Genomic DNA, 11,907 nt, shown 5'->3' on the forward strand with positions numbered 1-11,907 from the left:
GATCAATCACCATGGTTGGCCACCAACAACAGCCCGCCGATGATCGCCACGTTCTTCAGCAGCTGGATGCGTTCAGGGAGTTCGGCCACGGCACCGTGAAAGATCAAGGTGGTGGGAATCAGGAACATCAGCAGCAGCACGGCCCCCAGGCGGCGCTTCCAGCCGCTGATCACCAGCGCCGACCCCACCGCCAGCAGCAGCACCGCCGACCCCAGCAGCAGCGAGGGGAAGGGCAGCCCCTTGGCGGCGATCCTGGCGGCCACGGCTTGGAAGCCAGTCAGTTTGCCGAAGAGGGCATGGAGAAACACCAGGCTGAGGAGCACCCGGGCGATGCCGTCCACCAGGGAGTTGCCGGCGGCGGGGCTGGAACGAGTCATCGGGCGCAGCGATGGAAGGTGGCGTGGCTCAACCGTGGGCCGGCCCACGCCCGATGGCAAGGGGCTGGGGTTACATCGGTTCCGGTCCCCGCGGCCCCTGACCGGTCTGGCGCTCGTAGCGCTCCACCGCCTCCTCAACGTTGAAGAGCAGTCGCTCGCGGCCCAGGCGCTCCCCCAGTTCCGAGTGCTGCACCACCGCCAGCACCTGCGGGTTGAGGGCCGCCAGCCAGAGGCTGATGCCGTGGCGGGCGAAGCGACTGTCGGCCTCGATCAACATGCGCAGGGCGGAATACTCGATGTCGATCACAGCACTGCAATCGAGCACCACCACCTTGGGCTGGGCCGCATCAATCTGGTGGCGCATGGCGGTCGCCGCCGACTGCGCATTGGCGAAGAACAGCCGTCCTTCCGCCCGCAGCAGCAGCAGCCCGGTCCAGGTCTGGTCCCCGGGGTGTTCCGGCGAGATCGGCCGAAACACATCGGTGCCGTCTTTGCGGGCCAACGCGTAGACGGGCGGGTTCATCTCCTGCTGCGCCAGGGCCAGCAGCGACACCACCACCGCCACCAGGATCCCTTTCAAGGTGCCCAGCAGCACCACCCCGGCGAAGGCGATCAGGGCCCAGTGGAACTCGGTGACGCGGATGCGCCGGATCGCCAGGAATTCCCCCGGGGCAATCAACTCGAAGGAGTAGACGACCACAACCGCCGCCAGGGCGGCGATGGGCATGCGGGCGATCAGGGGGGCCAGCAGCAGCAGGGTGAGCGCGGCGCCGGCGGCGGTGATCAGTTCAGCCATCTGGGAGCGCGCCCCCGCTAGGCGATTCACGGCCGTCTGGGTGGTGCCGCCGCCGGCGGCCATCGCCCCGAAGCAGGCGCCGCCGATGTTGGCCAGCCCCAGGGCCACTAGTTCCTGGTTGGCCGCGGGCCGGGGTTCGTTGCCATTGCTGAAGGTGCGGGCGGCGGCGATGCTCTCGGTGAAGCTCATCAGGGCGATGCCGGCGGCGGCGGGCCAGAGGCGCACCACCGCGTCCAGATGGGGTAGCACCAGCGGCGGCAGGCCCGTGGGCACCGGCCCCACCACGGCCACCCCGAAGCGATCGAGCCCGAGCAGAGCCGAGGCGCCGATCGCCACGCCAATCGCCACCAGCGGGGCGGGCAGGCTCGGTTGCCATCGGTGCAGCCCCACCAGGATCACCAGCAAAACCAGGGCCAGGGTTGTGGTGGCAGGGGAGGTCTGGGGCAACTGACGGAGCAGGGAGCCGAGATCGCGGAAAAAGCCGATCTTCTCGACGTGCAGGCCCAGGAGCTTGGGCAACTGGTCGGCCACGATCACCAGGCCGATGCCGCTCTTGAAGCCCACCAGCACCGATTCGCTGATGAAGTTGGCGACGAAGCCCAGGCGTAGCACTGCGGCCAGGGTGAGCATCGCCCCCACCAGCAGGGTGAGGGAGGCGCTGGCGGCCAGCAGGGTGGCGGGGTCACCGTCCGGGGCGCTGCGTTGGAGCTCTGAGCCCACCAGGATCGCCAGGGTCGTGGTAGTGCTGACGCTCAGGGGCCTGGAACTGCCCAGCAGCGCGTAGATCACCATCGGCACCAGGGCCGTGTAGAGCCCCACTTCCACCGGTAGGCCGGCAACGGTGGCGTAGGCCATCGCCTTGGGCAGTACCACGGCTGCCGCCGTCAGACCGGCCAGGAGGTCGGGTCGGAACCATTCAGGCTGGTAGTGCCGCAGCCAGGCGGCGGGGGCGGGAAGGCTCAGCTGGGTCATCTCGGCTCCCCTCTAGGCGTTGGAGCATCTTGAGGCGGTGGGGGGCCGCGGGGCAGATCTCTCCGTCTTAGGCGGCCCCAGCCCCCTGGGCCGCCTGATCAAGCAGCTTGTAGCACCCATGCCGGGATGCGAGCGGGGGAGCAGCCCGTCAACCCCCAGCGCCGAGGGGTAGAAGCTTTGCGAAAGCGATCGATTCCACCCCTGGGGCCGCCGTCGGGGCTGATCTGATTAGCTTCCGAACAGAACCGATCCCCAAGCCCGTGGGCGAGTCCGAGCGTGTTGGTGCCGCCTTCTTTCAGTCCTTCCATGCGGTGATGCTGAACGACCTGGGCGTGGTGCTCCCTGCCCTGGTGAGTGGCAACGATCTGCCCGGCTTCACCGAGGCCTGGGATGACCACCTGGCCGCTGTGGCGGTCCACACCGTCATGGAGGAAGGGGTTGAGGGCGTGGGGCTCGGAGCGATCGCCATGCTTGACCATTACCTGGGCGGAGTCCTGGGCCTGGCCCGCTTTGCGGCCGAGCATGCCCAGGAGAGCGTCGCCCAGGCGGCTGTCACGGCGGCGATCGAGCGGGGGGCCATCAGCTTGGAATGTGCCCTTGGGACCTACCAGGCCATGGTCGAGGACCATCTCAAGCATGAGGAAGCGGTGATCGTGCCCCTGGTGGCGCGGCTGCCCCCCCCAGGGAGCCGAAATTCAGCCATTGGTGCCTGGCCGCGGGCCTGGCCCATGGGGGGTTCGAGCATTTTGTAGCCCATAGCGTCACCTCCCTGGCCACCCACGGCAGCCCACTCCATGCCCCGGCCCAGGCCACCTGCTGGTTCCTTCAGTCCCTCAGGGCCGTGTGCTCGCCCGCGCACTGGGCGCTCGTGCAGCCGGTGGCCCGGGCCGCCGCCCATGATTCCATCTGGGAGGCCATCCTGGCGGAGAGGCCGGAACTGGGACGGTCGATCGCGGTGTGACCGCCGCAGCGCTCAGATCTCTGGTGGTGAGGCTGGAGCCTCAAAGCAAATTCGCCGCCAACTCCGCCAGTTCGGAGCGCTCGCCCTGCAGCAGGGTCACATGGCCCGCGAGGCCCTGGCCCTTGAAGCGCTCCACCAGCCAGGTGAGGCCGTTGCTGTCGGCATCGACGTAGGGATTGTCGATCTGATATGGGTCCCCAGTGAGCACGATCTTGGTGCCCTCGCCCACCCGGGTCACGATCGTCTTGACCTCGTGGGGGGTGAGGTTCTGGGCCTCATCCACCACCATGAACTGCCGGGGAATCGAACGGCCGCGGATGTAGCTGATCGCTTCCACCTCCAGCAGCCCCATGCCCTTGAGATCGGCCCAGTTGCTGCGCTGGGCCCGGTTGCCCCGGCCGCGGCCGGCCCCCGCTTCGTCGGTGGCGCTGGCTCCGAGCAGGAAATCGAGGTTGTCGATGATCGGCTGCATCCAGGGGCCCATCTTTTCCTGCAGATCGCCCGGCAAAAAGCCGATGTCCTTGCCCAGGGGGATCACCGGCCGGGTCACCAGCAGCCGGTCGTAGAGATGGTCATCGGCCACCTGGTGCAGCCCCGCCGCCAGGGCGAGCAGGGTCTTGCCCGTACCCGCCTTGCCCACCAGGGTCAGCAGCTGCAAGGCTGGATCGAGCAGCAGATCCAACGCGAAGGTCTGCTCCCGGTTGCGCGGGAGGATACGCCCCAGCTTGATCCGATGCACCTTCTGCAGCGGCTGCAGCCGGTGGGTCGCCCCGACGTAGCGGGCCAGCAGGGTGTGGTTCGCCTGCCGTTCATCCACCAGCGTCACCCCTTCATTCGCCTGGAGGGTCACCCCCGCCAGGACCCCCGCCGGCAGCTCCTCGATCCCCAGGCCGCCGCCTCCCTTGAGCTGGTCCATGAGCGTTGCGCTGACCTGAAGTTCGCAGAACCCCGGGTAGAGATCCGCCAGGTCCACCTTGTCGGTGCTGTAGTCCTGGGCGATCAGCCCCACCGCGTCGGCCTTGATGCGCAGGTTGGTGTCCTTGGTGACCAGCACCACCGGTGGCTTGCTGCCCATCACCTCCTGCAGCCGCTGCTCCAAGGCCACGGCCAGGATGTTGTTGTCGCCGTTGCCCCCTTTCAGCTCGGGAGGCAGCTGGCTGAGGGTCTCGCTGCGGCAGAACACCACCTTGAGGGTGCCGTGGTGAACATCGTCGATCTCGACACCATCGGCCAGGTTGCCCCTTTGGCGCAGGCCATCGAGCAGCCGTGACACCTGCCGGGCGTTGCGGCCCTTCTCGGAGGGGTCCCGCTTGAAACGGTCGATTTCCTCGACCACCTCGATGGGGATCACCACATCGTTGTCCTCGAAGCGGGTGAGGGCGCGCGGATCGTGCAGCAGGACGTTGGTGTCAAGAACGAAGGTCTTGCGCATGGCGCCCTCCCGGGGCGTGGCCAGATCACGAACCTAGGTCCCCGCTCGGGAGCCGCCTCGGGTCCTCCAGGGGGCCCGGCCTAACCTCCCCCAGACCTCACCCCGTTGGCGTGCCTGCCCTTCCCCTTTCGCTCACCGTGCTCGCTTGGCTGGTTCTGCTCCTCGGGCTCACCCTGGGGGTGCTTGAACTGCGCCACCGGCTGCGGCCCGCCTCGCCGCTCATCCTGCGCTCCGGTCCCTGGAGCGTGCGCCACTTTGATCTGGGCCTCAAGGCGATCGGTGAGATCGAGATCGCCAACCCCCACGGGCGCATGGAGGTGATGGTGCCTGAGCTGCGCGCCGTTCCCACCCTGCTGGGCACGGGCCGGCTCGAACAGCTCAAGGTCAGCACGCGCATTGAAACGCTGCACCCGGATGAGGAGGCCCGCGCCGACGGCTACTGGGCGGCCTACATCGTCAAAGGGCACAAGCGCACCCGGGCGCGCCTGACCGTGCGCATCGAGGCCCCCCCCGGCGTCAACCTCGGCGCCCTGCTGGACACCCTCTGGGTGGATCTGGTTTGGGTGAATTACGGCCCCTTTGGCCGCCTGGAGCGCCGCGATGGCCTGTTGGTGCCCCTGCGGAAGCCCGAACCCGTGAGGCCGGAGGCGGCCCAGTGGCGCGAGGGCGACGGCTGCCATGTTCTGCCCGTGCGCACCCACCTGCTCGGGGTGCTCGACGATCCCGCCCAGGTGCTCCGGCGCTATGCCGGGCCCCTGCTCCAGCCCGGCGACATTCTCACCATCGGCGAGACACCCCTGGCGGTGATCCAGGGCCGCTATCACCATCCCTCCACCGTGCAGCCCTCGGCCCTGGCCCGGCTGCTCTGCCGCGTGTTCCATCCCACCAGCAGCCTGGCCACCGCCTGCGGCCTCCAAACCCTGATCGACCAGGTCGGGCCGGCGCGGGTGCTTCTGGCCTGGATTCTGGGCAGCCTGCTCAAGCTGGTGGGCAGCAAGGGGGGCTTTTACCGACTGGCCGGAGCCCAGGCCCGCCTGATCGATGACATCACCGGCACCACGCCCCCCTACGACCAGACGATCGTGCTGGGCCCGGATCAGCCCGAGCGTGCCTGCCGGGAGCTGGCGGAGGAGCTGGGGGTGCCGGTGGCCGTGGTGGATGTCAACGACCTTGGGCGGGTGAAGGTGCTGGCCGCCAGCCCAGGCTGCGATCAGACCCTGTTGCAGCGGGCCCTGCGCCCTAACCCCGCCGGCAATGCCAACGAGCGCACCCCCCTGGTGCTTGTGCGGCCCGGCTGATCTCGCCATTGGTCTGAGATCGATACAGTTGGGGTCCAGCGCGAGCCACCCATCAGCGCGATCGCCGTGCGTCACGACCCCCAGGGACTGGTGATCGAACTGCTGCAGGGTTGGCATCTCCCCCTGCTGCAGGATTCAGCTTTTGTGGACCTGCAACACCTGTTGCAACGGGCCCTATTGCTGCGGGCCCCGGAGCGGCTGCTCAGCTGGCTGGCCCCCCGCCGACCGTTGGCCCCCCAGGTGCTGGTGGCCTCCTGGGGTCCTGATCGACTGCTGGGCCTGGTGGTGAGCCAGCGCTCCAACCGCAGCGGCAGCTGCTGGGAGCTGCGTCACCTCCGCCTGGCCGAGCACGGGGGGCCGGTGGCGCCCGATCAACCCAGTCGCCTGAGCGTGGAAACGGCCTTGCTGCGGGAGGCGATCCAGCGCAGCCGCGGGGCCGCCAGCTGGATCACCAGCGCCTCCAGCCTCGATGACGACCGCCTGGCCCTGCTGCGCCAGCAAGGTTTTCAGCCCCAGCGCACCGAAACCCTGTGGCGCTGGAGTCCGAAGGCAAGGGCCAGCCAACGGGTGGGGTGGCCCGCCGAGTTGCAGCTTTGCCCCTTGCAACGGCGCAATGCCCCGCTGCTTTGGCACCTGGAACAGGCCGCCTGCCCGGCCCACCTGCGCCAGCTCCTCGATCGCCGTGTCGAAGATCTGCTTGATCACACCTCATCACCCAGTCTGCTGCTGATCGACCCCAGCCGTGCCCAGGCGGTGGCGGCGGTGCGCCGGCTGCGCCATGAACCTGGCGATCCTCTGCCTGAACTGGAGATCACCCTTCACCCCGGCTGGGAGCACCTGCTCGGATCGGCGGTGGAGCCTCTCCTGAGCCAGGTGGCCTCAGGAATGGAAGTCGTGCGGTTGCGCAGCGATGTGCTCGACCAGCCGCGCAACGGCTGGCTGCGGGGGTTGGGGTTGCGACCGGAGGGCGAGGAGGTGTTGATGGCCCGCAGCGTCTGGCGGCGCCAGGAGCCCCAACCCTCCCACCAGGCTGCCCGTCGGCTGGAGGCGATGCTCGAGAGCTGGCAGCCCCGGCGCCGGCCGCTGCCCACCCCCGTGCTCCAGCCCCGTTGAAACCCCAAGCGCGATCTGTGCTGGCCCTCGATGTGGGGCGCCGCCGGCTGGGCCTGGCCGGCTGCGATGCGCTCGGGCTCACGGTCAGCCCCCTGGCGCCGCTGCTGCGGGCCGCTTATCCGCTTGATCTGGCCAAGGTTCAGGTGGTGGTGGCCCAGCGACGGGTGCGGGCGCTGGTGGTGGGTCTCCCCCTCGATGCCCAGCAGCGACCCACCGAGCAGGCCCGCCACTGCCGTCGCTACGGCGAACGCCTTGCCCGCGACCTGGATCTGCCCCTGGCCTGGGTGAACGAGCACGCCAGCAGCTGGGCGGCCGCTGACCAGTTGCAGCTCCACGGGGACCGCAGCGGCGCCCTCGACAGTGCCGCTGCGGCGCTGTTGCTCGAGCAGTGGTTGGTGGAGGGCCCGGAGCCGCTTCCGGTCGGAGCGGCGACCATCGGTTCTGGCCACCTGGACCTCGTTGATCCATTCTGAGGGGGTCTGAACTCCTTCCATGAGCGCCGAAGGCCCCTCCAACTCTGGATCCGGTGATGTGCCCACGGTGCTGGTGCGCGACGGTGGCCGCGAGCTGCTGTGTTTCCTTGAGCAGCTGATTCCCCTTGACGGCCACGACTACGCCCTGCTCACCCCCGTGGACACCCCGGTCTGCCTGGTGCGTCTCGAGGACGACGAGGAGCCTGAGGTGATCGAGCTGATTGAGGCGGCTGAGCCGATCCTCTCGGTCGCCGATGTGGTGCTTCAGGAGCACGACCTCACCTTGGTGCGCTCCGCCGTCACGCTCACAGTCAGTGGCGAGCTCGATGAGCCCGATCCCGATGACTTCGAGGATGAGGATGATGACCTCGATGACGAAACTGATGCCTACGAACTGCTGATTCAGTTCCGCGCCGACGGCCAGGAGTACGGCCTGTTCATTCCCATCGATCCCTTTTTCGTGCTCGCGCGCATCAACGATGGCGAGGCGGTTTTGGTGGAAGGGGAGGAATTCGAGCGGGTCCAGCCCCGCATCGAGGCCGAGCTCGACGAGCGGGAGAGCGACGATTGAGCCTGCCCCAGCTGCTGCAACCTGACTGGCTCGCCAGCGGCACCGTGGCGGAGCTTTCCCTGGACCGTCTGCTGGCGGTCCCCTTGGGTGCCCTCGTGCTGGATGTGGACCGCACCCTGCTGCCGGCGCGGCATGCGGAGTTGCCGGCCTCGATCGAGGCCTGGCTCCAGCGGGCCCAGCAGCACCTGAAGCTGCGGCTGTTCAGCAACAACCCCTCCAAGGCGCGCATCGGCTCTGTGGCGGACCGGCTGGGGGTGCCCTTCACCACCTCCGCCGGGAAGCCCCGCCGCAGCGCCCTGCGCCGGGTGCTGGCGGAACTGAACCTGCCCCCGCAGCAGGTGGCCCTGGTGGGCGACCGCCTGTTCACCGATGTGCTCGCCGGCAACCGCCTCGGGCTCTACACGGTGCTGGTGAAACCGGTGAATCCCTCGGGTCTGGCCTGCGAGCGCGACCGGTTGCAGAACCTCGAAATGCGCCTGGCCCGTTGGGTGGGCAGCGACCTGGGCTGATGGCCGTGCGCCGGGTCATCAAGGTGGGGACCAGCCTGCTGCGGGGCAGCGCCGAGCGCGACACCGCCGCCGTGATCGCTGATCTGGCCGCCAGCCTCAGCCGTCAACGCGCCAATGGCCACAGCGTGGCCCTGGTCACCAGTGGCGCCGTGGGCCTGGGCTGCCGCGCCCTGGAGCTGCCCGGCCGCCCCAAGGAGGTGCAGGCGCTCCAGGCCGCCGCCGCCGTAGGCCAGGGCCGTCTCATGGGCCTCTACGACGCCGCCTTTGCCGCCCATGGCCAAACCGTGGCCCAGGTGCTGCTCACCCGCAGCGATCTCGCCTCCCGCCGCCGCTACCAGAGCGCCTGCCGCACCCTCGAGCAGCTCCTGGTCTGGGGTGTGGTGCCGATCATCAATGAGAATGACACTCTCGCTACCCACGAGTTGCGCTTCGGCGACAACGACACCCTCTCGGCCCTGGTGGCCGTTGCGGTGAGCGCCGATGAACTGATCCTGCTCACCGACGTGGACCGGCTCTATTCGGGGGATCCCCGGCGGGATGCCAACGCCCAACCAATCGAGGAGGTGGGCTCCCTGGCGGAGCTGGAGCGCCTCAGTGGGGTGGCCTCGGGCGGTGGCCAGTGGGGCACAGGCGGCATGACCACCAAGCTGGCGGCCGCCCGCATCGCCACCTCCAGCGGCATTCGCGTGCGTCTGGCCGATGGCCGCGATCCCGCCGTGCTCAATGCCCTGCTGGTGGGGGAGCGTCTGGGAACCGTGTTCCAGCCCAGTCCCCAGCCCCTGCCCGACCGCAAGGGCTGGCTGGCCCACGCCCTGGTGCCCAGGGGCAAGCTCTGGATTGATGCCGGCGCCGAAAGTGCCCTGCTGGAGCGAGGAGCCTCACTCCTGGCGGTGGGCATCCGCCAGGTGGATGGTCGCTTCGAGCGCCGCGATGCCGTACGTCTGATGGCCCTCGATGGCCGTGAGCTCGGCCGCGGCCTGAGCGCCCTGAGCAGTGAGGAGCTGGCTCTGGTGATCGGCCAGAGCAGTGAGGCGCTGCAGCGCACCCTGGGCGCCGATGTGGGCGATGCGGTGGTGCACCGCGACCATCTGGTGCTCACCGCCCCGGCGGCCCTGGCCTAGGGCCGCCCTACCATCCGGCCGCGGCTGGCGATCGGCGGAATGCGCTTCAGTGAACTGCTGGCCCGGCTCAGCCCCGGTAATGCCGCCGGGGCCCCCCATCTGGCCGGCGATCCCGAGCTTTCCGGTGCCGCAGCACTCGATCAAGCGGGCCCCTCCCAGCTCAGCTTTCTCGAGGCGGGCCACAGCCTGGCGGCCCAGCTGGCGGCCAGCGACGCCGGCGCCCTGCTGCTCCCGGGCGACCCCGCCCTGCAGGAGCAGGCCAGCGCCGCCGGCCTCGCTTGGGTGGCCCTGAAGAATCCGCGCCTGGGTTTCGCCGAGGCCCTCGACGCTCTCTACCCGCGCCAGCCCCGGCCCGCCGGTGTCCACCCCAGCGCCGTGATCGATTCCACAGCAACCCTCGGAGAGGGTGTGTCCATCGCCGCCCAGGTGGTGGTGGGCGCCGGCTCGGTGGTGGGCGCGGGCTCCACCCTCCATCCCGGTGTGGTGCTCTACGACGACGTCGAGCTGGCTGAGGGCTGTGAGATCCATGCCAATGCTGTGCTCCAGCCCGGTTCCCGCCTGTCGAAGGGCTGCGTGGTGCACTCCAACGCCGTGATCGGGTCCGAGGGCTTTGGTTTCGTGCCCACCGCCAGTGGCTGGCGCAAAATGCCCCAGACCGGTCAGGTGGTGCTTGAGGAGGGGGTTGAAGTGGGCTGCGGCAGCACGATCGATCGGCCCTCGGTGGGGGAGACCCGCATCGGCGCCGGCACCAAGATCGACAACCTCGTGCACATCGGCCACGGGGTGGTGACAGGCCAGGGCTGCGCCCTGGCGGCCCAGGTGGGCATCGCCGGCGGCGCCCGCCTCGGGAATGGCGTGATCCTGGCGGGCCAGGTGGGGCTGGCCAACAAGGCGGTGATGGGCGACCGCTCGATCGCCTCCTCCAAATCCGGCATCCACGGTGAGGTGGCCGCCGGTGAGGTGGTGAGCGGCTACCCAGCCATCCCCAATCGGCTCTGGCTGCGTTGCTCGGCGGCCTTCAACAAGCTGCCGGAGATGGCGCGCACCCTCCGCCAGTTGAGCCGCGACGTCAGCTGAGGCCTGCAGCGCAGTCCCCCGGGTCAGCCCCCCGTCGCTGGGGTAGCTTCGCGCCACGTGCCCGCCCCCCTCTCCAGTTGCCATGACCCGCTACCGACTCACCCTGCTGCCCGGAGACGGCATCGGCCCGGAGATCATGGGCGTGGCGCGGCAACTGCTTGATGCGGTGAGCATCCGCCACGGGTTCGAACTCAGCTATGTCGAGCAGCCGATCGGTGGGGCCGCCATCGATGCCACCGGCGTGCCCCTGCCGGAACGCACGTTGGATGCCTGCCGCGCCAGTGATGCGGTGCTGCTGGCGGCCATCGGCGGCTACCAGTACGACGCCCTGCCCCGCGAGCTGCGCCCCGAAACCGGCCTGCTCACCTTGCGCGCCGGCCTGGGCCTGTTCGCCAACCTGCGGCCGGTGACGATCGTGCCGGCCCTGATCGACGCCAGCACCCTGCGCCCGGAGGTGGTCGGCGGGGTGGATCTGCTGGTGGTGCGCGAGCTCACGGGCGGCGTTTACTTCGGCACCCCCAAGGGGCGCGTTGAAGCGGATGGCCACGTGCGCGCCTTCAACACCATGGCCTACTTCGATTTCGAGATCGATCGCATCGCCAGGGTGGCCTTCGATCTGGCCCTCCAGCGCCGCGGCCAGCTCTGCTCAGTCGACAAGGCCAACGTGCTCGATGTGAGCCAGCTCTGGCGCGATCGGGTCGAGGTGATCAGTGCCGAGTATCCCGGCGTGGAGCTCAGTCATATGTATGTCGACAACGCCGCCATGCAGTTGGTGCGCAACCCGCGGCAGTTCGATGTGCTGCTCACCAGCAATCTGTTCGGCGACATCCTCAGCGACGAGGCCGCCATGCTCACCGGTTCGATCGGCATGCTGCCTTCGGCTTCCCTGGGCTCAGGCGGGCCGGGGGTGTTTGAGCCCGTCCATGGCTCCGCCCCCGACATTGCCGGTACCGACAAGGCCAATCCCCTGGCGATGGTGCTCTCGGCCGCCATGCTTCTGCGCATCGGCCTGCACCAGGGGGCCGCCGCCGCCGATCTGGAGCGTGCCGTTGACCGGGTGCTCGAGGCGGGCTACCGCACGGGTGATCTGGCCGCCGAAGGCACCACGTTGCTCGGTTGCCAGGCCATGGGCGAACAGCTTCTGGCGGTGCTCTAGGGCCGCTAGGGCCTGGCCGCGGGGGACAGGTCCGGCGATCTGCGAAACTCA

12 protein-coding genes are annotated in these 11,907 nt (G+C 69.2%); 9 read left to right on the forward strand and 3 right to left on the reverse strand.

Going from position 1 to position 11,907, the window contains the following annotated elements:
• Positions 1-2: 2 nt before the first annotated feature.
• Both KBY88_RS02280 and KBY88_RS02285 read right to left on the reverse strand, forming a co-directional pair.
• Positions 3-377, reverse strand: coding sequence for a DoxX family protein (locus KBY88_RS02280; protein ID WP_254938263.1), 375 nt, complete (start codon positions 375-377; stop codon positions 3-5).
• A 70-nt stretch (positions 378-447) separates the two neighbouring features.
• Entirely contained in the window at positions 448-2,145 is a 1,698-nt protein-coding gene (locus KBY88_RS02285) for a SulP family inorganic anion transporter (RefSeq protein ID WP_254938264.1), read from the reverse strand.
• A 260-nt stretch (positions 2,146-2,405) separates the two neighbouring features.
• Between KBY88_RS02285 and KBY88_RS02290 the strand changes: the two genes are divergently transcribed.
• On the forward strand, positions 2,406-2,897 hold the full coding sequence (locus KBY88_RS02290) for a hemerythrin domain-containing protein (protein ID WP_254938265.1): 492 nt from the start codon (positions 2,406-2,408) through the stop codon (positions 2,895-2,897).
• Between the two features lie 249 nt (positions 2,898-3,146).
• On the opposite strand, the gene KBY88_RS02295 is transcribed toward KBY88_RS02290, so the two are convergent.
• Positions 3,147-4,538: a PhoH family protein gene (locus KBY88_RS02295; protein WP_254938266.1), complete on the reverse strand. Its 1,392-nt coding sequence runs from the start codon at positions 4,536-4,538 to the stop codon at positions 3,147-3,149.
• Between the two features lie 110 nt (positions 4,539-4,648).
• Between KBY88_RS02295 and KBY88_RS02300 the strand changes: the two genes are divergently transcribed.
• The 8 genes from KBY88_RS02300 to leuB all read left to right on the forward strand — a co-directional run bounded on the left by KBY88_RS02300 (position 4,649) and on the right by leuB (position 11,856).
• The gene (locus KBY88_RS02300) at positions 4,649-5,836 is read left to right on the forward strand and encodes a F420-0:Gamma-glutamyl ligase (protein WP_254938267.1); all 1,188 of its coding nucleotides are present in this window, start codon (positions 4,649-4,651) and stop codon (positions 5,834-5,836) included.
• A gap of 66 nt (positions 5,837-5,902) precedes the next feature.
• Positions 5,903-6,949 (forward strand): hypothetical protein, encoded by a 1,047-nt coding sequence (locus KBY88_RS02305; RefSeq protein WP_254938268.1) that lies wholly within the window; start codon positions 5,903-5,905, stop codon positions 6,947-6,949.
• On the forward strand, positions 6,946-7,422 hold the full coding sequence (gene ruvX, locus KBY88_RS02310; RefSeq protein ID WP_254938269.1) for a Holliday junction resolvase RuvX: 477 nt from the start codon (positions 6,946-6,948) through the stop codon (positions 7,420-7,422). Before KBY88_RS02305 ends, ruvX begins: the two co-directional genes overlap by 4 nt.
• Before the next feature lie 19 nt (positions 7,423-7,441).
• Positions 7,442-7,993: a DUF3727 domain-containing protein gene (locus KBY88_RS02315; protein WP_254938270.1), complete on the forward strand. Its 552-nt coding sequence runs from the start codon at positions 7,442-7,444 to the stop codon at positions 7,991-7,993.
• Positions 7,990-8,502, forward strand: a complete 513-nt coding sequence (locus tag KBY88_RS02320) for a YqeG family HAD IIIA-type phosphatase (RefSeq protein ID WP_254938271.1) — start codon at positions 7,990-7,992, stop codon at positions 8,500-8,502. Before KBY88_RS02315 ends, KBY88_RS02320 begins: the two co-directional genes overlap by 4 nt.
• Complete coding sequence (gene proB, locus KBY88_RS02325) at positions 8,502-9,623, forward strand: glutamate 5-kinase (RefSeq protein ID WP_254938272.1); 1,122 nt, start codon at positions 8,502-8,504, stop codon at positions 9,621-9,623. Before KBY88_RS02320 ends, proB begins: the two co-directional genes overlap by 1 nt.
• Before the next feature lie 39 nt (positions 9,624-9,662).
• Positions 9,663-10,700, forward strand: coding sequence for a UDP-3-O-(3-hydroxymyristoyl)glucosamine N-acyltransferase (gene lpxD / locus KBY88_RS02330; protein ID WP_254938273.1), 1,038 nt, complete (start codon positions 9,663-9,665; stop codon positions 10,698-10,700).
• Between the two features lie 82 nt (positions 10,701-10,782).
• The gene (gene leuB / locus KBY88_RS02335) at positions 10,783-11,856 is read left to right on the forward strand and encodes a 3-isopropylmalate dehydrogenase (protein ID WP_254938274.1); all 1,074 of its coding nucleotides are present in this window, start codon (positions 10,783-10,785) and stop codon (positions 11,854-11,856) included.
• The last annotated feature ends 51 nt before the right edge of the window (positions 11,857-11,907 follow it).

It is taken from the genome of Cyanobium sp. Morenito 9A2, assembly GCF_024345575.1.
Lineage (GTDB): Bacteria > Cyanobacteriota > Cyanobacteriia > PCC-6307 > Cyanobiaceae > ATX-6F1.